Source organism: Shinella sp. M31 (assembly GCF_049199205.1).
In the GTDB taxonomy this organism is placed as follows: domain Bacteria; phylum Pseudomonadota; class Alphaproteobacteria; order Rhizobiales; family Rhizobiaceae; genus Shinella.
Map to the genome: position 1 here is coordinate 97,736 of NZ_JBLZPH010000095.1, position 17,936 is coordinate 115,671.

Annotated in this window: 24 protein-coding genes and 1 tRNA gene; 14 read left to right on the forward strand and 11 right to left on the reverse strand. The window is 60.6% G+C overall.

Features of this window, described 5'->3' with window-relative positions; all coding sequences use genetic code 11:
- Positions 1 to 37: 37 nt before the first annotated feature.
- The 5 genes from ACOZKU_RS16480 to pcsA are packed head-to-tail and all read right to left on the reverse strand — an operon-like array spanning position 38 to position 5,380.
- The gene (locus ACOZKU_RS16480) at positions 38 to 958 is read right to left on the reverse strand and encodes an ABC transporter permease (RefSeq protein ID WP_421579757.1); all 921 of its coding nucleotides are present in this window, start codon (positions 956 to 958) and stop codon (positions 38 to 40) included.
- Complete coding sequence (locus ACOZKU_RS16485; protein WP_421579758.1) at positions 958 to 2,052, reverse strand: ABC transporter permease; 1,095 nt, start codon at positions 2,050 to 2,052, stop codon at positions 958 to 960. Before ACOZKU_RS16485 ends, ACOZKU_RS16480 begins: the two co-directional genes overlap by 1 nt.
- Entirely contained in the window at positions 2,042 to 3,613 is a 1,572-nt protein-coding gene (locus ACOZKU_RS16490) for an ABC transporter ATP-binding protein (RefSeq protein ID WP_421579759.1), read from the reverse strand. The genes ACOZKU_RS16485 and ACOZKU_RS16490 overlap by 11 nt, the downstream gene beginning before the upstream one ends.
- A gap of 51 nt (positions 3,614 to 3,664) precedes the next feature.
- Positions 3,665 to 4,636: a quinone oxidoreductase family protein gene (locus ACOZKU_RS16495; protein WP_421579760.1), complete on the reverse strand. Its 972-nt coding sequence runs from the start codon at positions 4,634 to 4,636 to the stop codon at positions 3,665 to 3,667.
- 21 nt (positions 4,637 to 4,657) lie between these two features.
- On the reverse strand, positions 4,658 to 5,380 hold the full coding sequence (pcsA, locus tag ACOZKU_RS16500; protein WP_314094917.1) for a phosphatidylcholine synthase: 723 nt from the start codon (positions 5,378 to 5,380) through the stop codon (positions 4,658 to 4,660).
- Between the two features lie 252 nt (positions 5,381 to 5,632).
- Between pcsA and ACOZKU_RS16505 the strand changes: the two genes are divergently transcribed.
- Complete coding sequence (locus ACOZKU_RS16505; RefSeq protein WP_421579761.1) at positions 5,633 to 6,841, forward strand: UbiH/UbiF family hydroxylase; 1,209 nt, start codon at positions 5,633 to 5,635, stop codon at positions 6,839 to 6,841.
- Here the strand turns inward: ACOZKU_RS16505 and ACOZKU_RS16510 are convergent.
- Both ACOZKU_RS16510 and ACOZKU_RS16515 read right to left on the reverse strand, forming a co-directional pair.
- Positions 6,809 to 7,771 carry an AEC family transporter gene (locus tag ACOZKU_RS16510; RefSeq protein ID WP_421579762.1) on the reverse strand — a complete coding sequence of 321 codons (963 nt, stop codon included), beginning with the start codon at positions 7,769 to 7,771 and terminating at the stop codon, positions 6,809 to 6,811. The two genes, ACOZKU_RS16505 and ACOZKU_RS16510, sit on opposite strands and share 33 nt — an antisense overlap.
- Before the next feature lie 45 nt (positions 7,772 to 7,816).
- Positions 7,817 to 8,566 (reverse strand): cytochrome c biogenesis CcdA family protein, encoded by a 750-nt coding sequence (locus ACOZKU_RS16515; RefSeq protein ID WP_421579784.1) that lies wholly within the window; start codon positions 8,564 to 8,566, stop codon positions 7,817 to 7,819.
- 230 nt (positions 8,567 to 8,796) lie between these two features.
- Between ACOZKU_RS16515 and ACOZKU_RS16520 the strand changes: the two genes are divergently transcribed.
- Positions 8,797 to 8,872: transfer RNA gene (locus ACOZKU_RS16520), tRNA-Lys, on the forward strand.
- Positions 8,873 to 8,962: 90 nt separating this feature from the next.
- On the opposite strand, the gene ACOZKU_RS16525 is transcribed toward ACOZKU_RS16520, so the two are convergent.
- The 3 genes from ACOZKU_RS16525 to ACOZKU_RS16535 form a co-directional block, all read right to left on the reverse strand.
- The gene (locus tag ACOZKU_RS16525; RefSeq protein ID WP_421579763.1) at positions 8,963 to 9,154 is read right to left on the reverse strand and encodes a DUF2934 domain-containing protein; all 192 of its coding nucleotides are present in this window, start codon (positions 9,152 to 9,154) and stop codon (positions 8,963 to 8,965) included.
- A gap of 202 nt (positions 9,155 to 9,356) precedes the next feature.
- A complete protein-coding gene (locus ACOZKU_RS16530; RefSeq protein ID WP_314094197.1) occupies positions 9,357 to 9,548 on the reverse strand; it encodes a DUF2934 domain-containing protein in 192 nt (63 codons plus the stop codon).
- A gap of 196 nt (positions 9,549 to 9,744) precedes the next feature.
- Positions 9,745 to 10,023 carry an HNH endonuclease gene (locus ACOZKU_RS16535; RefSeq protein WP_421579764.1) on the reverse strand — a complete coding sequence of 93 codons (279 nt, stop codon included), beginning with the start codon at positions 10,021 to 10,023 and terminating at the stop codon, positions 9,745 to 9,747.
- A 271-nt stretch (positions 10,024 to 10,294) separates the two neighbouring features.
- On the opposite strand from ACOZKU_RS16535, the gene ACOZKU_RS16540 reads away from it, so the two are divergent.
- Positions 10,295 to 10,552: a transcriptional regulator gene (locus tag ACOZKU_RS16540; protein WP_421579785.1), complete on the forward strand. Its 258-nt coding sequence runs from the start codon at positions 10,295 to 10,297 to the stop codon at positions 10,550 to 10,552.
- Entirely contained in the window at positions 10,549 to 11,070 is a 522-nt protein-coding gene (locus tag ACOZKU_RS16545) for a hypothetical protein (protein WP_421579765.1), read from the forward strand. Before ACOZKU_RS16540 ends, ACOZKU_RS16545 begins: the two co-directional genes overlap by 4 nt.
- A 2-nt stretch (positions 11,071 to 11,072) precedes the next feature.
- Here the strand turns inward: ACOZKU_RS16545 and ACOZKU_RS16550 are convergent, their stop codons facing one another.
- Positions 11,073 to 11,732: a hypothetical protein gene (locus ACOZKU_RS16550; protein WP_421579766.1), complete on the reverse strand. Its 660-nt coding sequence runs from the start codon at positions 11,730 to 11,732 to the stop codon at positions 11,073 to 11,075.
- Positions 11,733 to 12,437: 705 nt separating this feature from the next.
- Here ACOZKU_RS16550 and ACOZKU_RS16555 point away from each other — a divergent pair.
- The 10 genes from ACOZKU_RS16555 to ACOZKU_RS16600 all read left to right on the forward strand — a co-directional run.
- Positions 12,438 to 12,605 (forward strand): hypothetical protein, encoded by a 168-nt coding sequence (locus tag ACOZKU_RS16555; protein WP_421579767.1) that lies wholly within the window; start codon positions 12,438 to 12,440, stop codon positions 12,603 to 12,605.
- 1,001 nt (positions 12,606 to 13,606) lie between these two features.
- The gene (locus ACOZKU_RS16560) at positions 13,607 to 14,281 is read left to right on the forward strand and encodes an SOS response-associated peptidase (protein WP_421579768.1); all 675 of its coding nucleotides are present in this window, start codon (positions 13,607 to 13,609) and stop codon (positions 14,279 to 14,281) included.
- 273 nt (positions 14,282 to 14,554) lie between these two features.
- Positions 14,555 to 14,878 carry a hypothetical protein gene (locus ACOZKU_RS16565; protein ID WP_421579769.1) on the forward strand — a complete coding sequence of 108 codons (324 nt, stop codon included), beginning with the start codon at positions 14,555 to 14,557 and terminating at the stop codon, positions 14,876 to 14,878.
- Positions 14,879 to 15,334: 456 nt separating this feature from the next.
- Positions 15,335 to 15,562 (forward strand): hypothetical protein, encoded by a 228-nt coding sequence (locus tag ACOZKU_RS16570; RefSeq protein ID WP_421579770.1) that lies wholly within the window; start codon positions 15,335 to 15,337, stop codon positions 15,560 to 15,562.
- Entirely contained in the window at positions 15,540 to 15,734 is a 195-nt protein-coding gene (locus ACOZKU_RS16575) for a hypothetical protein (RefSeq protein WP_421579771.1), read from the forward strand. Before ACOZKU_RS16570 ends, ACOZKU_RS16575 begins: the two co-directional genes overlap by 23 nt.
- A 254-nt stretch (positions 15,735 to 15,988) precedes the next feature.
- On the forward strand, positions 15,989 to 16,204 hold the full coding sequence (locus tag ACOZKU_RS16580) for a hypothetical protein (RefSeq protein WP_421579772.1): 216 nt from the start codon (positions 15,989 to 15,991) through the stop codon (positions 16,202 to 16,204).
- Positions 16,205 to 16,374: 170 nt separating this feature from the next.
- Positions 16,375 to 16,632 carry a DUF982 domain-containing protein gene (locus tag ACOZKU_RS16585; protein ID WP_421579773.1) on the forward strand — a complete coding sequence of 86 codons (258 nt, stop codon included), beginning with the start codon at positions 16,375 to 16,377 and terminating at the stop codon, positions 16,630 to 16,632.
- Positions 16,632 to 16,895 (forward strand): hypothetical protein, encoded by a 264-nt coding sequence (locus ACOZKU_RS16590; RefSeq protein WP_421579774.1) that lies wholly within the window; start codon positions 16,632 to 16,634, stop codon positions 16,893 to 16,895. The genes ACOZKU_RS16585 and ACOZKU_RS16590 overlap by 1 nt, the downstream gene beginning before the upstream one ends.
- A 69-nt stretch (positions 16,896 to 16,964) precedes the next feature.
- Positions 16,965 to 17,441, forward strand: coding sequence for a hypothetical protein (locus ACOZKU_RS16595; RefSeq protein ID WP_421579775.1), 477 nt, complete (start codon positions 16,965 to 16,967; stop codon positions 17,439 to 17,441).
- Positions 17,442 to 17,696: 255 nt separating this feature from the next.
- On the forward strand, positions 17,697 to 17,936 hold a 240-nt coding region (locus ACOZKU_RS16600), incomplete at its 3' end, for a hypothetical protein (protein ID WP_421579777.1).

Sequence of the window (17,936 nt, forward strand, 5' to 3'; positions counted from 1 at the left end):
TCCTCTGAGGTTGGAGTGGTTGTTTTTCTTGTTCTTCTCATCGATCCGGCACGAAGGGCTTGCCGAGGCAGGCCGGTGTGTTGATCTGCGTCATGCGCCTGTTGTGCGAGATCAGAATGAGTACGACAACAGTGGCGGCATAGGGAAGAGCCGACAGGAACTGCGAGGGAATGCCGATGCCGAAGGCCTGCGCATGCAGCTGGCTGATCGACACCGCGCCGAACAGATAGCCGCCGGCCAGCACCCGCCAGGGGCGCCAGGAGGCGAAGACGACGAGCGCCAGCGCGATCCAGCCGCGCCCGGCCGACATGTTCTCCACCCATTGCGGCGTATAGACCAGCGAGAGCTGCGCGCCGGCCAGGCCCGCGCAGGCGCCGCCGAACATCACGGCGAGATAACGCGTGCGGATGACATGGATGCCGAGCGCATGCGCCGAGCCGTGGTTGTCGCCGATGGCGCGGATCTTCAGGCCGGCGCGGCTCTTGAACAGGAACCAGTTGACGCCGACCACGAGCGCAATCGAGATGTAGAAGATGATGTCCTGCTTGAAGAGCAGCGGCCCGATAAAGGGAATGTCCGACAGGAGCGGAATGGCGATCGGCTGCAGCTTGGCGCCGGACATGCCAATGAAGGGCTCGCCGATCTGGCCGGAGACGCCGAGGCCGAGAATGGTGAGCGCCAGGCCGGTCGCCACCTGGTTGGCGACGAGCGTCAGCGTCAGGAAACCGAAGAGCAGCGAAAACAGCGCGCCGCCCGCGATGCCGGCAAGGATGCCGATGTAAGGCGAGCCTGTCATTTGCGTGGCGGCGAAGGCGATGGCGGCGCCCATCACCATCATACCCTCGACGCCGAGATTGAGGACGCCTGTGCGCTCCGTCACCAGCTCGCCGATCGAGGCGAGCACCAGCGGCGTCGCCGCGGTGATGACGGTGAGGAGGATTGCTTCGATCATACCCATCAGTGCGCTCCCCCCTCGTTGAATTCGCCAAGGCGGGAGAAGACCAGCCGGATCTTGTATTGGATGAGCGTGTCGCAGGAGAGCACGAAGAACAGCAACAGCCCCTGGAAGACGCGCGTGACCTTGTCGGAGACGCTGAGCGTCAGCTGAACGGCCTCGCCGCCGACATAGGTCAGCGCCAGGAAGAGGCCGGCGGCGATGACGCCGAGCGGGTTGAGACGGCCGAGGAAGGCGACGATGATGGCGGTGAAGCCGTAACCGGGCGAGATGATCGGCTGCAATTTGCCGATGGTGCCGCTGACCTCGGAAATGCCGGCAAGGCCGGCGAGCGCGCCGGACAGGAGCATGGAGAACCAGATCATGCGCTTGGAGGAGAAGCCGGCAAAGCGCCCTGCCCGCTCCGACTGGCCGAGCACGGTGATCTCGAAGCCTTTCAGCGTGTAGCGCAGCATCAGCCACAGGCCAACGGCCGCGATGATGGCAAGCGCGAAGCCGAGATTGGCGCGGCCCGACGACACCAGTTCCGGCAGGATCGCTTCGGGAGCGAAATCGCGCGTGACCGGGAAATTGTAGGCGTCCGGGCTGCGCCAGGGGCCGCGCACCAGCCAATCGAGGAAGAGCTGGGCGATATAGACCAGCATCAGGCTCGTCAGGATTTCGTTGGTGTTCATGTGCGCCTTGAGAAAGGCGGGGATGGAAGCATAGAGCGCACCGCCGATCATGCCAAAGATCAGCATCAGCGGCAGGACGAGCGAGGAATGCCACTCATGAAAGACGACCGGCACGATCGAGCCGGCGATCGCGCCTGCGATGAACTGGCCCTCGGCGCCGATGTTCCAGTTGTTCGAGCGATAGCAGACCGACAGGCCCGCGCCGATCAGGATCAGGGGGGCGGCCTTGATGGCGATTTCGTGCAGCGACCAGACGTCCAGCAGCGGTTCGATGAAGAAGCTGTAGAGCGCCGAGCCCGGATCCTTGCCGAGCAGCGCGAACATGATGCCGCCGGAGATCACCGTCAGCGCCAGCGCGAGGAACGGCGACAGGATGGAATAGAGCGTCGACGGATTGGCGCGCTTTTCGAGTTCAATGCGCATCGGCCACCTCGCCTTCGGTCTTTGCGACCATGCCGCCCATCAGAAGGCCGATCTTCTCGCGCGTCAGGTCATGCGCCGGATAGGCATCCGAAAGCCGCCCCTCGCTGATGACGGCGATTTCGGTCGCGACCTCGAAGATCTCGTCGAGATCCTGGCTGATGACCAGCAGCGCCGACCCGGATTTCGCGAGATCGACGAGCGCCTGGCGGATGCGGCTTGCCGCCCCCGCATCGACGCCCCAGGTCGGCTGGTTGACGATCAGCACCGCCGGCTGGCGGTCGAGCTCGCGACCGACGATGTATTTTTGCAGATTGCCGCCGGAGAGCGAGCCGGCCACCGGGTTTTCGCCACTCTTGCGGACGTCCATCGTCTCGGAAATGCGTTTCGAGGCGATGCGTACCACCGCCTGGCGGATAATGCCGAGCAGGCCGCCGGCCAGAAAGGTCTTGCGGTCGGACTGGCTGCGCGCCAGCACCAGATTGTCGGACAGCGGCAGCGTCGTCACGGCGGCATGGCCATGGCGCTCTTCCGGCACGAAGCCGGCACCCATCAGGCGGCGCGCGGTGATGCCGAGATTGCCGGCCGCCTTGCCGCGGATGGAAACCGCCGCCGGGTCCGCAACCGGATACTCCCCGGACAGTGCGTCGAAAAGCTCGCCCTGGCCATTGCCGGCCACGCCCGCAATCGCCAGAACCTCGCCGCTGCGCACCTTGAGGCAGACATTCTTCAGCGCGACGGCAAAGGGCGTGCGCGACGGCACGGTCAGATGCCGGGCCTCCAGCAGCACGTCACCCTTGGTATTGGTACCAGCCGCACTCACCGACGCGACGTCGCTGCCGACCATCATGCGCGCCAGCGAGGCCGGCGTCTCCTGTCGCGGATCGCAGGCGCCCGTCACCTTGCCGTGCCGCAGAACGGTGGCGCGGTCGCAGATGCGTTGCACCTCCTCCAGCCGGTGGCTGATATAGAGCACCGAGCGTCCCTCGGCCTTCAACTTGGCCAGCGTCTCGAACAGCCGGTCCGCCTCCTGCGGCGTCAGCACCGAGGTCGGCTCGTCGAGAATGATGAGTTCCGGGTTCTGCAACAGCGCGCGAACAATCTCGATGCGCTGGCGCTCGCCCACCGAGAGATCGGCGACATGGGCGTTCGGATCGAGCGGCAGGCCGTAGAGATGGGACAGCCGCGATGCCTCTTCCGCGACCTTGGACAGCGAGATGCCGGGGCTGAGCGACAGCGCGATGTTTTCGGCCACCGTCAGTGCTTCGAACAGCGAAAAGTGCTGGAACACCATGCCGATGCCGATGCGGCGCGCCGCACCGGGACTCGCGATGCGCACCGGCTCGCCCTTCCAGAGGATCTGGCCGCTGCTGGGCGCAAGAACGCCGAAGAGCATCTTGACGAGCGTGGATTTGCCGGCGCCATTTTCGCCCAGCAGGGCGTGGATTTCACCGGATTTGATGTCGAGATCGATGCCGTTGCACGCGGCAAAAGACCCGAACAGTTTTGTCAGGCTGCGGACAGCCAGCAACGGGCTGCCCTCGGATGCTCCAACGGCTGACACGCTTCCCCTCTTTCCTGCGATCCCGATCCCCTGCGCCCGTTCGGGTCGTTGTCAGGGAATGAGCAATGTCGTTCCACTCGTTTTTCTTGCTTCCAGATCCGTGTGCGCCTGCCCAGCGTCCGCCAACGAATAAGTCTGATTTATATTGATACGCACTTTGTTGCTCTGCACAACATCAAAGAGCGAGTTTGCACATGCATCCAGCGCAGCGCGCGTGGCGATATAGGCGAAGAGCGTCGGGCGGGTCGCATAGAGCGAACCCTTCTGCGCGAGCAGGCCCATGTTGAACGCATCGACCGGACCGGAGGAATTGCCGAAGCTGACGAACAGGCCGCGGGGTTTCAGGCAATCCAGCGACTGCGGGAACGTGTCCTTGCCGACGGAATCATAGACGACGTCGACGCCGGCCCCGTTGGTCAGCTCCCGTACACGGGCGACGAAATCGTCTTTGCCATAATCGATGACATGATCATAACCATGCGCCAGCGCGAGATCGATCTTCGCCTGCGAGCCGGCCGTGCCGATGACGGTCGCGCCCAGCGCCTTCGCCCATTGCCCGGCAATGAGGCCGACACCGCCCGCTGCGGCATGGAACAGGATCACGCTGCCCGGCTTCACCTGGTACGTCTGGAGCAGCAGATATTGCGCCGTCATGCCCTTCAGCATCATCGCCGCCGCCGTTTCAAGCGAAATGCCATCCGGCACCTTCACCAGGTGCTTCGTCGCGACATTGCGCTCGGCCGCATAGGCGCCGTCCGCCGAGGCATAGGCGACGCGGTCGCCGACGGAAAAGTCCGTGACGCCCTCGCCCAGCGCGGTGATGGTGCCGGCCCCCTCCTTGCCGGGAATGAACGGCAGCTCCGCCTTGTAGAGGCCGGTGCGGAAATAGACGTCGATGAAGTTGAGGCCGACGGCCGCCTGCCTGATCTGCACCTCGCCCGGACCGGGCGCGCCGAGCGCGACCTCCTCGAGTTTCAACACTTCAGGTCCGCCGAGACTGCGGATGACGATTGCCTTTGTCATGTCGGTTCTCCCGATGGTGTGTTACCGGCCGAGCTTTGGAAAAGCCTGCAGCACGGCGCCGATGCCGTAGAGATAGAGCCCGGTCGCCACCACGCCCCAGACTACCCAGTCCGGCGAATCGAAATGCCAGAGAAGCGCGCAGCCGCTGAGGATAGACCAGAGCAGGAAGACCAGCAGATTGAGCGGTCGCAACCGCTGCACGCGGACGGGATGCAGGAAGTTGATCGGCATGAAGGTCAGGAACACCGAGACGAAGACGATGATGGATGCCGTCAGCTCGCTCGCTTTGATGACGAAGAGCGTGAACACCACCATGTTCCAGACGACCGGGAAACCGGAAAAGAAATACTCGTCGGTCTTCATGCCCATATCGGCATAATAGATCGCGCTCGAGACCACGATGGCCCCGGCGGCGACGAAGGACCAGGGTTCGCCGATCATGCCGCTCTGATAGAGCGCAAAGGCCGGCAAAAGCACATAGGTCACATAGTCGATGACGTTGTCCAGCGTGTCGCCGGACCAGTTCGGCAGCACTTCCTTAACGCGCACTTTCCGCGCGATCGGGCCATCAATGCCATCGACTGCCAAGGCAAGCCCGAGCCACCAGAACATATCGACAAAGCGGTGCTCGGCCGCCGCCACGACGCCGAGGAAGGCGAGGAACGAGCCGGACGCCGTCAGGATATGAACGGAAAAGGCGCGGATTTCCGCGTAGGGCACGCGCTTGTAATTGAAGAACTTCATTGCCGTTCGCTGTCCATCCCTTGTGGGCTTCATTTCGGGCTTTGATCTCGGCCGCGATCCGCCGAACTCGCCCTCTTGACGGTAATATGCATTGATTGCCCGGTATCGCCAGTAAAAATCGGTTGCCGGTCAAGCGCTTCAACGGCCTGCGCGGATTCATCCCATGGAAATTGCCCCTTTGCCGGCCTAGTTTCCGTGGAGTAGAAGCGCGTGCAATTCTGTGGGTAACGCGTGCCCCTTCGGAGGTCGGTCATGAAGGAATTCGATATTGCGATCGTCGGCGCCGGCCTCGCCGGCAGCCTTGCGGCTCTGGCGCTTGCCGATTCGGGCCTGAGGATCGCGCTGATCGCCCCGCCCGCCCGCGCCGGCGACGGGCGCACGACGGCGCTGATGGACCAGTCCATCGCCTTCCTGAAGGTGCTCGGCCTGTGGGACGATATCGCGCCGCATGCCGCAGCCTTGGAGACCATGCAGATCCTCGACGGCACGGTGCGCCTGCTGCGCGCGCCGCCGGTCGCCTTCCGCGCCAGTGAGGTCGAGCTCGCCGCCTTCGGCTACAACATTCCGAATGCGCCCTTCATCGACGTGCTCGACGCCCGCATCGCGGCCAACGGCAATATCGTTCGGTTGCCCAATGGGGTCACCGCCGCCACCGCCTTCGAAAACGGTGTGGAACTGGCGCTCGACGATGGCGAACGCGTGCTGGCCCATCTCGTCGTCGGCGCCGATGGCCGCAAGTCGAAAATCCGCGAGAGCGCTGGCATCGGCGTTCGCAGCTGGTCCTATCCGCAGTCCGCCCTCGTGCTCAATTTTTCGCACGACCGCCCGCACGGCAATGTCTCCACCGAGTTTCACACGGAGAGCGGCCCTTTTACGCAGGTCCCCCTGCCCGGCCGCCGCTCCAGCCTCGTCTGGGTGCTGCCGCCGAAGGAAGCGGCGCGGCTTCGCGATCTACCGGATGCGGAACTTAGCCAGGCCGTCGAAACGCGCATGCAATCCATGCTCGGCAAGGTCACTGTCGAAGGCGGCGCGCAGAGCTTCCCGCTCTCGGGTATGACGGCGGATCGCTTCGGCAAGGGCCGCGTCGTGCTTGTCGGCGAGGCTGCGCATGCCTTCCCACCGATCGGCGCGCAGGGCCTCAATCTCAGCCTGCGCGATATCATGGCGTTGAAGGAGCTGCTCAATGGGGCGGAGCCGGCCGACTATGACGGCATCGGCGAGCGTTTCGACCGCAAGCGCCAGGCGGATGTCCGCTCCCGCACGGTGAGCGTCGACCTGCTCAACCGATCGCTGCTGTCGGATTTCCTGCCCGTGCAGTTCCTGCGTTCGGCGGGCCTGCATCTCCTCTCGGCACTCGGTCCGCTGCGCAGCATCGTCATGCGCGAGGGGATCGAGCCGGGCGGGTCGCTGAAAGCGTTTCGCGACACGCTACAGGAACGGGTCGCCCGCAAGCAGGCCTGACTTAATGAGATAAAGCAGGATCGTCACCGTCGCGACGGACAGAACCGTCGTGATGAGGATGGTCGCAGAGGCCCGCTCCTGCCAGACGCCATATTGCTGACCGATGACGAAGACATTCGTCGCCGTCGGCAGGGCGGCGAGCAGCACGGCGGTGAATACCCAGACCGGATCGAAATTGCCGGCAAGCCCCAGAACCAGATACATCGTGACCGGCAGCAGAAGCAGCTTCGCCGGCACAATATAGCCGATCTCGACGGGCACCCGTTTCAACGGGCGCAGGGCCAGCGTCACCCCCATGGCAAACAGCGCACAGGGTGCCGCCGCCTGCGCAAGATAATCGATCAGACGCTGCAAGGGTGCGGGCGCTTCGAAGCCGGCAAAAGCCGCAACGAATCCGGCCGCCGTTGCGATGATGAAGGGATGTGTGACGATCTTCGTCACGACGCCGGTGACGATCTGCAACGGCGCCTGCTTCTCCCCGCCGCCCAGCGCCATCAGCGCAGGTGCGATCATGAAATGCAGCATGTTTTCAAAGCAGAAGACCAGCGCCACCGGCACGGCCGCCGGCTCACCGAAGGCGAGCAGCGCCAGCCCCGGTCCCATGTAACCGATATTGCCGTAAGCCGCCGCCAATCCCTGGATCGTCGCCTCGCCCACCGTCGCCCGACGCAGAAACAACCCGATTGCGAAGATCAGCGCGAAGACCAGATAGGTCGCGCTGATATTGGCGACGATGAAATCGACGCGCGTCAATTGCTCGACCGGCGTCTTCGCCACCAGCTTGTAGAACAGCGCCGGCAGCGCGATGTAGATGATGAACGTGTTGAGCCAGCCGAGCGCCTCGACCGGCTGCTTCGTGGTCTTCGCAACCACATAGCCCAAGAGGATCATGCCGAAGAACGGCAGGACCAATCCGATAATGTCAGCCATGGGCCGAAGCCTGCTCCCGCGCTTGTCCGAGAATGTCGTCCCGGACTAGCCGATTTGCGAGAGAATGGGAAACGTTTGCTGGAACCAGATCGCGACGGCGCTGACATAGCCGAAGATGAAGGCAAGGCCGGTCAGGATCAGCAGCACGCCCATGACCTTCTCCACCGTGCCGAGATGACGGCGGAACCGCGCGAGAAAACGCATGAAGGCGCCGGAAAAGCCAGCCGCGATCCAGAACGGAATGGCAAGGCCGAGTGAATAGACGGCGAGCAGCATCGCACCGTCGCCAACGGTCTCGCGCGCCGCGGCAATGCCGAGAATGGCGCCCAGCACCGGGCCTATGCACGGTGTCCAGCCGAAGGCGAAGGCCAGCCCCATAATATAGGCGCCCGACGCCGTGGCCGGCTTGCCGCCGCCCTGGAACCGCGCCTCGCGGGCAAAGAGCCCGATGCGCAACAACCCGAGAAAGTGCAGGCCCATCAGGATGATGACGCCGCCGCCGATCTGCGCGAGCAGATCGAGATGGCGCCGGAGCACCATGCCGATGGTCGAAGCCCCAGCGCCCAGCGAGACGAAAACGGTGGCAAAGCCCAGTGTGAAGAAAAAGGCCGCCAGCAGCACCGCGCCGCGCGTATCGCGCCGCACCGCCGCCGCCTCGCCGCCCCGGAACTGATCGACGGAAATGCCCGCCATGTAACAGAGATAGGGCGGCACGAGCGGCAGCACGCAGGGCGACAGGAACGACAGCGCGCCGGCCAGAAGCGCGCTCCACAGGGAAATATCGGCAATCGACAAGAGGCTGCTCCGAGACATCAGGCGGATCGAACATCAGGCGAAAACCCGCCCGCCCGCATCGCCGCGCGTGCCCCCTGATAGCCCTCCCGCCCCCCGCCTGCCAATCACCTTTTGGAGAACGCGGCGAAATGCAGCAAAACCTGTTTTCCGCCGCATTTTCCGGGTTGACCCGGCAAACCCTCCTGCCTATGTTCCGCGCACTTCTGCGGGGCACCAATTACCCCCCTTGGGAGCGCGTAGCTCAGCCGGTAGAGCAACTGACTTTTAATCAGTAGGTCCAGGGTTCGAATCCCTGCGCGCTCACCACCTAACTAGCTGACAATCAAGAGAAAAACGCTGATCGGTTGATTTGACGCGAGATGACGCTCATTTCGAGTCGCCACCGAGTCGCCACGGCTAGTGAGGGTTCACGGCTCCAGCGAGTGCCACGGACTCAACCTCGTCTTTCTGCGATTCCGCAGTCATCTCCTCTTCAATCTCGCGCTCGGCCTGCAGCCAGTGACCCAAGCTCCGACCGTCTAGTGAACCTTCGCGTTGCCAAAGCTCGAACGCCCGATCCTTGATCCGCCGCTCTCGGTCATCGTTCATGGCGCTCACCGAAGGCCGAAGAACGACAGGATTGCTATGACGATGACGACCAAGCCGACGATGTAGATGATACGATTCATGACGCTCTCCTTTTTTTGATCAGGAGGCGAACGCTCCTTGGAGGAACTTCGTTCCCGAAAAGAAGCCGCCCGACCTTGTGATCGAGCGGCTCATATCGGACTCTGTTGGGACTGTCCGTCTCCTAACTCGGCGGCGGCGGACGGTTAGTGAGATCGTCAGGATCACGACTTTCCTTCGCCGCGGCTCCCAGCCTGCCATCCACTTCGCGTTGAGCCTCGATCCAGTGGTCAAGGGCTACGCCATCGCGGGAACCTTCCCGTTGCCAAATCTCATACGCGCGCTCGCGGATCCGGTCGTCACGGCTGTCGGTCATAGGAGCATCTCCTGTTACGCTACGTGAGGAAAATCTGCAGGATGCTTGGTTGTTCCCGCTGGTAGCCGGAAGCGCCAGTTGTGGATGAGGGATGTCGGGGCGGCCCGCGCTCCGCAGTGTTGGAGCGGGTGGTGCAGCGCGGGCCTCTGGTATAAAAGACCGCGCGACAAGCCCCCTCGGGCGCGCAGCGGTAAACTTAGAATTCGTTGCGGATCCAGCTAGCGTACGTAAGCCAGTCCATGGCCCCTCGCCTATCGTTGCAGGCCTTACATGCCAGCGCCAGGTTCTCCAGGCGATGCCGGCCGCCATCAGCCTGGCGGCGCAGGTGTTCGATCGTAGCCGTCTCAGGGCGCCGCTTATAAGGCGCATAGGTTAGCATGAGCCACCGGCGGCAATAGCAGCATCTTCCGCCCTGCAGAAAGAATAGAAGCGCCGCAATAGCGCGCTTTCGTGGACCTCTCAGAGACTTCGACAAGGCCGTCCTCCATCACCGTACGGTATGGGCGACCGGCGTTTTCGCCGGTCAGTTCGATCCTGTATTGTGCTTGTCCGGCAAAGGTTCTTAATCTCCCGCGGATTACCGCGGGAAGATCTCCTCCGAGCAGAACAGCCTGACCTTCAGAGAAACGGAAAGGTCTTAATCTTGGGGGCGTAGCGGTCATGGGGGTCTCCTCGTGTTGATTAATTTCGCTCAATGCGATAACTATTACCATCAAATGGGGACGCGTCAAGCGGAATTTATCAAATTGAGCGAAATTAATCAAATATCCGGCCGGCAGATTGCCGCGGCGAGGGCGCTGCTCGGGCTTGGGCAGGTCGAGCTAGCTGACAACGCAAACATCTCCGCTCCAACCCTGCGGCGCATGGAGGCTAGCGTGGGAGCCGTAGCCGGCACCACGAATAACGTTGCAGCGGTTCGTCGTGCTCTCGAATCCGCAGGCATCATCTTCATCGACGACGAGCGTGGCGAGGGAGTCGTCAAACTCAGGGACCGGCAGGGGTGACAGAGCCGACCATCAGAGATGAAGTCGTCGTCTTGATGAAGGATGGAGACGGATATTTCGACCACGACCGGTTGTCACTGAAATGCCTAATGAACATAGTCCCCGCGATTGGAGATCGCCTCAGCCTGCATCTGGGTGATGAAGGGTTAGGTGTCTATTTAGTGGAGGAGCGGTACCTCGTCGATCTGAACGACAACGATCGGGAGGACGGCTGCTTTTGGGTTCTCGTGGTGGATCAACACCCAGATGATCATTCGTTCGAGTTCGATGCCGTGGTTCGTGCGATCTATCGCGAGAACTTCGATAAGACTTGGAAAAATAAGGCCATTGTGCCGGCCCTAGTGGGGCCTGCCGTCTACGACCCTGTTCCACCGCCATCCCTCCCCAAATCCAAGCGCGTCAGCCACAAAATGAAGGATCCGGCATTCTGGACGCCCGAGCGGAAGGAGGCGATGCGGAAGAAGCGCGAAGCTAGACTGGCTCGAATGCAACGGATGGGGATAACCGAGGCGGAGTAGGACTACCTGAACCTACTCGGCTCTTCTTGAGGATGCCCATGCAGAACGTAGGTCAGAAGACGCAGAGCCACATCGCTGCCGTGAGCTAATGGGTCGATGAGGCGAATATATTCCTTTAGTATCTCTATCGTGGCCGCATCTGGGGCGCTCGCAGCAGCCTCCAGTTCATTCAGGAGATCCACCGCGCGGCGCGTTTCAGCGTAGTTGGATGCCATTCGCTGAAACTGCCTCACCGTGTCTCGAACGCGTTCCTCGTAGGAACTCGGCCCCGGAGCGATCAGCCCTTCAAATTGATGCCTCGCGGTCCGTTCGAGATGCATCTCGCGCAATAGATCGGTGTCCACGCCTTGCCGTTTCACCGCTTTGAGCACCCGAGGAAACGAGTCTAACAAATCTTGCTCGGGTTCGTGTATCAGGAAGTTGCCATTAACAACCACGCACAGTTTGCCAGTCCTGACAAGAATTTGCTTGCCACTATCGTCCCAACTGGTGGCAAGCCGCTCACGCACTCTCAAACGGTGGGTGGTCTTTTCGTAGGTAACTGAGACGCAAAGTGGTGATCGGGAGATATCAACCTTGCATCCGTCACGCTGTAACCAGGTTAGATACTGATCGAGGATTTTAAAACCTCGTATCTCTACGTCGTCTATCTGATCATACAATCGGTTCCCCAAGGCCCCCAAATGAGGGCCATCCGCGATTCTGCGAGTGACTAGCTCGGCCACTACCGTGTTCTCGGGTTCCCAAGTCATCTCAGTTCCTCAGCGCGGCCGCCCTCGCAGAGAGGTGCACCCGTCAACCGACCGCATCACCTGGCCGCGGATAAGCCGCCGCCACCACCAGAATAGTCGCACCCCATCTTTTTAGCTGTTGATTTTGAATGTCTAGCCCGCCGGCCAAATCACCACGGGATAATCTGCGGAAAACTCAGCCCCGCTCTTGCGTCAATTGCCGGCATTTGGTTCTGTTCTGGCTGCGTGATTTCAGACGCGGCGGATTCCACACCCGCCGACTATACGGGTCCAAACCGGGTAGGAAGCGCTGAGAATTTGCGAAGTCGAGGAAAGGCTGCGGTATCCAAACCACAAACCTCCCCTCGGCGCCCTTCTCGAACCCCTTACGGGGTTGCCATATCAATTACCGGTCATGACCTGAATGACAATAGGCGCGTTGCGAAATTCACATCATTCGGTGTGAACAAGCATCAAGGCCTACCCCACGACTCCTCAGCTCGGCCAGTTCCCGCCCGATAGCGAGGACGCACGGCCGACGCCCTATTCTAAGTCAAACTAGGATTCTTTTCTCATTTGGCGCTTGACTCCTCGCCTTCTCAATGAGAACATAAAGAGAACAAAACGGAGGTATCGATGCAAAACGATGTCGTCGCACGAGCTCTTGCTGAAGTTGCCGCTAGTCGCGCCTGGCGCGAGAAAGTGGCAGCTGAACGCGCGGAACGTTTCCGTAAGCTGCAGGACACCCCTCACCCTCTATATGTTCTCAAAAGCAAAAAGCAGCTGGAGTTGCGCCCACAATGATTCCGCGTCAGCCACCATCCGCGCCGAGAGAAGAGGCTTTCGAGGTCCTGGCGCTCCACGAATGGGACGCGCTTGAGGCGATACGAACTGTGCTCGCCGAGCGCGATGCAGTCGAAGAGCGCCTTAGGATAGCGGCCGTCGCCATGGGGCGCGGCTTCACGCGAGGCTGGAAGCCTTAACTCTGCTCTGGAACATCCAGCGGTAACACCGGTTAGCTCGCGTCAGTGTCGTCGTTGCAATGGCACAGGCCTTGGAGGGGCGATCTCTGTCACGCGGTACGTTGCCCCTCCTCGTACCAATACGACGGTGTCCTCATGAACTCATCTGAGCCGCGATTAATCAGTCTGTTGCGCGGCCTGAACCGAACGAGGTTCAGCCCACGCCCGAGAGGCGCCGGTCTAAAGACCTGCAACGACGCGCTCGACCTGGGACTGATCGAGACGACCGGCGACAGCTGGTCCCCTTCTTGCCGCCTAACCGATGCGGGTCTGACTTATCGAAAAAAATGGATGAGAGATCTGCGACGAGGCGCTGTATATGGCAACAGACTACTCGGCAAAGCACGTTGATGCCGGAATCGTCGAGCACCGGCGCGAATATCCCGGTTGCCGGGAATGGGGTGGGTTCGGCTTCGCTGCGTCGCGAGCTGTCCCGCCTCGCTGGTGGTGCGCTCGCCACTATCCCTACTGGGATCAACCGGCCAAAGCAAAGTACGCAGCCTTGCCGGGTTGACTGTCCCGCCCTACCTTGGCCATTGGAGGCGGCCATGAATATTCGGGGACCACGATCTGACGAACGCAACGAGGACCGGTTTTTGCTCTGCGAGCAGGAGCTCGAGGATGCGTTCCAGAAGCTGATCTGGCAAGCTATTCAGGCAGGATAGGATGAGAGCGAGGCCTGCGTGGCAATCGCTTCCTTGGCGGACCATCACGTTCTAGCCATGCGATGCAACGAGCAAACGGCCGCCGCCATCCGCAAGATCAAGCTTTAGCCGAGGGATTATGTGCGGACGCTTCACACAGATGCTGCCTTGGCGCCAGCTTGTCGCGCTCTACCGCCTGACCGACAACATGAAGGCCCGGAACACCGAGGCTCGGTTCAACATCGCGCCGACGCAAACGGTGCCCTTTATTCGACTCGATAACGAAGGCAATCAGGTCGTCGACGACGGCCGGTGGTGGCTCATCCCGCACTGGGCGAAAGAACCTTCGAAGGCGGCGATGTTCAACGCGCGTATCGAGACGGTGGCGACGACTCCCGGATTTAGAGACGCATTCAAGGCGCGCCGCTGCCTCATCCCCGCCGACGGCTTCTATGAATGGACGAAAGGCGATGACGGCGGCAAAGACCCCTGGCTGATCCAGATGCCGGGCGGCGCGCCGTATGCCTTCGCCGGCCTATGGGCGAATAACACCAGAATGGAAACCCCGGTCACGAGCTGCACGATCATCACCGGGCCGGCGGTCGCCCCCATCAGCCAAATCCATGACCGGATGCCGATCATTCTGGATCCGTCCGTTTTCGATGTCTGGCTAGATCCGGCCACGCCAGTTGAGAAACTCATCGGCATTCTCGCCCATCACTTAGACGCACAGATGCAAATGCATCGGGTGAGCCGTGAAGTGAACAAGGCCACCTTCCAAGGTCGGCCCGAGCCGATCGTCAACTCGCTGTGATCTACGTTGTCTCGGCTCTCGCCGTATTCTCCGCACTACTAGCGGTCATGCGCCCATCGATCTGGTCGCTGTTTGCGGCGGCGGTATTGAACGGCGCTGCCGCCTATGCCGCTCTTGGCGCTTATTTCGGCTGGTAGACTGAAGCGGGAGGGCAGACCATCGCGAACGAAGTTCTCGGTTCCCCAAAATGGAGACGTCATCGAGCACGGAACCATAGGTCCCCTTCGGTGTTCTCTCTGCCACGCGGACTTTCCCGCTTAAGAGGAGAAGAACATGTTTGCCAAACTCACCACACTTGCTGCCGTAGCCACTCTCGTTAGCTTTTCGGCATTCGCTCAGACCAGCGGCGATACGGCGTCCGAGACGACGAACGCAGCTGACCAGGCTCAGATGATGCAGATGGACGAAGCCACTGGTAACGTCTTCTACAGCGACATGAAGGCACGCACCCTGCGCCCGGAAACCGAGTGGGCAAAGAACTGGGCCGGCCTGACGGATGAGCAGCGTGCCAAAATGAAGTCCGATTGCTCGACGAACGGCGCCTCGGCACGTAGCGAGGGCGATACCCGCGTGTGCGAATGGGCTGGCAACAACTAAGCGCCCCTTCGACGAAGCACCCTATGGGTGACCGGAAAAGGTCCCGGCTAAGGGGCCTTTTTTGTGTTTATCGGCGGGCTGGTCAAGTGGCGGCCGCCCGCACCGATAATCTTGATTTACCGGGGGCAGCCGCCGTAAAACGGCATTGGCCTCTCACCACGAAGGCCATGCCGTCTTCACCAATTAATTCGTCACATGGATAGTTCCCGGCATCTCACATCCCCTAAAATTTCGGGGTGATTTTTACAGCATCGCGGAACCGCCAGGCCGCTTTTAGATGGTCGATCGAACCGCCGTGGCCTATGCGACGGTTATAAGAACGTGCCTGCCGGCGATGGAAGGAAATGGACGCCAGACCGCCGCGAGAGACCCTCCTTTGCGCGACCAAAGAGGCAAACGTGTTTATCAGACCCTGACGAACGTGCTATCTGCGCACCCACAAGCGCTGAGGGCCACATGAAAACAGTCGATGAAATTTGGGGAAATCCTGACGATATCGCCGCGGAATTGCATCGGACGATGCAGCATGCAAATGACCTGATAAAGCGAGCTGCGCATGCCGGCCTTTCTGTCGACTTCATGATGCTCAATATGCACGGCGCTGACGGGGCGATCCCGCAGATCAGCTTTGCCGTGAAGAACGCGGTTCAGAGGGAAAAGGATGAAGTTCGCGCCAGACGTTGAGGATGCCATTGACCGCTTTGCTAAAGAGGAAGCAATGGATCGCGAAGAAGCCCTTGCGGTTATTGCCCGCGACTGGTTGATCGGGCTTGGATTTCTACAAGCGGATCCTGACCCCGCCGACGACCCCGAGCCGGAACAAATCACTATCGGGAGCATTTCGCCTCCGCTCTAGGTTCAGCTCTCGCCCCGCCATCGCGCGGGGCTTTTCTTTTCGATGGGGCGATTGCACCACTCCGATCGCGGGATCCGGCACCGAGGCCGCCCGTGGGGCTACGGTCCGGTCATCGGCCCTCAATCGACTGCGATCGTAGGGCAGCGAATAAACCACCCAGCGTTAACGTCCCCTTCTCATGATGCGCGCATATTAGTGTTGCGTCGATAAGCTCGTACGCACGCATTCCTCCCAAGACCAAAGGAATCCGATTGATGTGGCTTTCACTGACTAAGACCAACGGCGGGAAAACCATTATTGATTTCACCAAGGTGTCGCATATCAGCGCTCATGCGCAAGGGACACAGATCATCGTCAATGCGACGGTACCCAAAAGCGAAACCGGGGTACCAGGTCCTCTGATCCTGTACGTAGCGGAGAGCTTCGACTCGATCGGATTAGCGCTCGGCGCCAAGAAGGTCAGAGCGTAGAGGATACCCCCAAAATTGACAGTTCCTGCACCCCCGCCTCGGCGGGGTTTTTTTTGGGGGTAAGCCTGCCGGAAGGAACAACGCGGGGCAGCGAAGGTTTCTTCTTTGCACTGATCATACCATCTTTAGCCCCGCCGCATGCGGGGCTCTTTTCTGCGTACGAGGATGGAATGTACGATGAAAGCTGGGAAGAGCCGATCACATTCGAGACCAGCAAGCTCGGAAAATACTGGACCGTGACCAGCCCGGCTGAGGCAGCGAGAGCGTTGATGGAGAGATGGCCGTTGGATACCGGCGAGGCCTATGAGGCGGCCCTGAGAACGTGTCTGGCGTCAATGGAAGGGAATGAAACGCCGGATGCTGCGCGAGAGGCGTTTTTGAAGGCGGCCGAAGAGGCGGACGTATTCATTCGGATAAGAGGTGTTTGATGAGCAGGTTTCCCGATCTCAGCGAGGCATTCCGAGCGGCGACGGTGACCTATCCAGCCGCGTCCGCGCCGCGTGACGGCACGCCCATTGCGGCAAGAGACGAGAGTGGCGAGGTCAACTTGATCCGCTGGAGAACCGGCGCCGATACTGAGCCCGACGCGCAGGATTATTGGGCCAAGTTCGCGACGGACGAGGAATTCGAATTTGTGGACTGGATACCCTCGCCCCTGACCATCGATCAGATTTTGACGATCTACGAGTAGGGCGCCACTACCCATCACTACCGAACTTCTGTTATCAAACCGCACAAACATTCTTTGCGGCGCAAGGTCATGACCTACCAGACCGTCTACTCAGACGATGACTTCCTCCAGATGGGCTGGCACGATGCCACGGTCTATTCAATGACGTTTCCCATGCCTCATTTTTCCTCAATCAGCCTCGACATCGATTACATCTTCAAATGGCATAAGACGGATGCGGGAACACATTTCAGAGGTTGGGATGTCGCTCCCTGCACGTTGACGTTTCATAACGTCTCGGATCTCAAGGTGACGCTCGATTGGTCTTTGCCGGGTGGTGTCAACCGGGGCGACACCTGCATTTCCGATATACGACGGCAGAACAGCCAGTTATCGCCTAATGGAAAATTTGTCTGCTGGGACTATGAGATTGAACTTGACGCAGGGGTGATCAGCTTCACCTCTACGGGCTTCAACCAGGTCGTTCGTGCCCCACCCAAGTTCTCAGAATCTCAAGACCTCGGCCGCGCCCACGTTTTCACAATTCCCGAGATCGAAGGTTTGTAAGCCCGCTTCGAGCCGAAAGCGACCACGCCGCTGAGCACCACTTCCGTTCGATGGTGCTCCGTTGGCCCGCCTTGATCCGCTGAAGGATATCCCGAACGACTTTGATATCCCCGGCCTGCTGGCTGACGTCCTAACCAACAGTGCGCTCTCGATCGAGCCCCTGGAAATAATTGAGGCATTCGGCTTTCTCCGCCTACATCGCTCGACAACCCCTGCGTGATTTGCTTCTATGCATTCGCAATTCTGGGGGACAATATGAAAAATAACCTGATCGCCGTCGCGATAACCGCGGCTGTTGCAACGTCGTGTGCAAAGCGCCCTGACGCCATCGTCCCGGTCGACATACCTATGGCCGCTTATGGAAACCTAAACTGCGAACAGCTGGGTCAGGAATACATTAAAGAACAAGGTAATCTCGCCGCACTTTCAAAACAACAGAACCAGGCGGCTACGGGAGACGCGTTTGGGGTATTCCTGATCGGTGTGCCGGCATCC

What these genes read in the sequence shown, in the direction of transcription:
- ACOZKU_RS16480 (WP_421579757.1), bottom strand. Translation starts at nt 958, where the DNA reads ATGGGTATGATCGAAGCAATCCTCCTCACCGTCATCACCGCGGCGACG.
- ACOZKU_RS16580 (WP_421579772.1), top strand. Translation starts at nt 15,989, where the DNA reads ATGTGGCTTTCACTGACTAAGACCAACGGCGGGAAAACCATTATTGAT.
- ACOZKU_RS16590 (WP_421579774.1), top strand. Translation starts at nt 16,632, where the DNA reads ATGAGCAGGTTTCCCGATCTCAGCGAGGCATTCCGAGCGGCGACGGTG.
- ACOZKU_RS16510 (WP_421579762.1), bottom strand. Translation starts at nt 7,771, where the DNA reads ATGGCTGACATTATCGGATTGGTCCTGCCGTTCTTCGGCATGATCCTC.
- ACOZKU_RS16495 (WP_421579760.1), bottom strand. Translation starts at nt 4,636, where the DNA reads ATGACAAAGGCAATCGTCATCCGCAGTCTCGGCGGACCTGAAGTGTTG.
- ACOZKU_RS16525 (WP_421579763.1), bottom strand. Translation starts at nt 9,154, where the DNA reads ATGAACGATGACCGAGAGCGGCGGATCAAGGATCGGGCGTTCGAGCTT.
- ACOZKU_RS16565 (WP_421579769.1), top strand. Translation starts at nt 14,555, where the DNA reads ATGTTTGCCAAACTCACCACACTTGCTGCCGTAGCCACTCTCGTTAGC.
- ACOZKU_RS16595 (WP_421579775.1), top strand. Translation starts at nt 16,965, where the DNA reads ATGACCTACCAGACCGTCTACTCAGACGATGACTTCCTCCAGATGGGC.
- ACOZKU_RS16530 (WP_314094197.1), bottom strand. Translation starts at nt 9,548, where the DNA reads ATGACCGACAGCCGTGACGACCGGATCCGCGAGCGCGCGTATGAGATT.
- ACOZKU_RS16505 (WP_421579761.1), top strand. Translation starts at nt 5,633, where the DNA reads ATGAAGGAATTCGATATTGCGATCGTCGGCGCCGGCCTCGCCGGCAGC.
- ACOZKU_RS16560 (WP_421579768.1), top strand. Translation starts at nt 13,607, where the DNA reads ATGTGCGGACGCTTCACACAGATGCTGCCTTGGCGCCAGCTTGTCGCG.
- ACOZKU_RS16555 (WP_421579767.1), top strand. Translation starts at nt 12,438, where the DNA reads ATGCAAAACGATGTCGTCGCACGAGCTCTTGCTGAAGTTGCCGCTAGT.
- pcsA (WP_314094917.1), bottom strand. Translation starts at nt 5,380, where the DNA reads ATGAAGTTCTTCAATTACAAGCGCGTGCCCTACGCGGAAATCCGCGCC.
- ACOZKU_RS16485 (WP_421579758.1), bottom strand. Translation starts at nt 2,052, where the DNA reads ATGCGCATTGAACTCGAAAAGCGCGCCAATCCGTCGACGCTCTATTCC.
- ACOZKU_RS16575 (WP_421579771.1), top strand. Translation starts at nt 15,540, where the DNA reads ATGAAGTTCGCGCCAGACGTTGAGGATGCCATTGACCGCTTTGCTAAA.
- ACOZKU_RS16585 (WP_421579773.1), top strand. Translation starts at nt 16,375, where the DNA reads ATGTACGATGAAAGCTGGGAAGAGCCGATCACATTCGAGACCAGCAAG.
- ACOZKU_RS16570 (WP_421579770.1), top strand. Translation starts at nt 15,335, where the DNA reads ATGAAAACAGTCGATGAAATTTGGGGAAATCCTGACGATATCGCCGCG.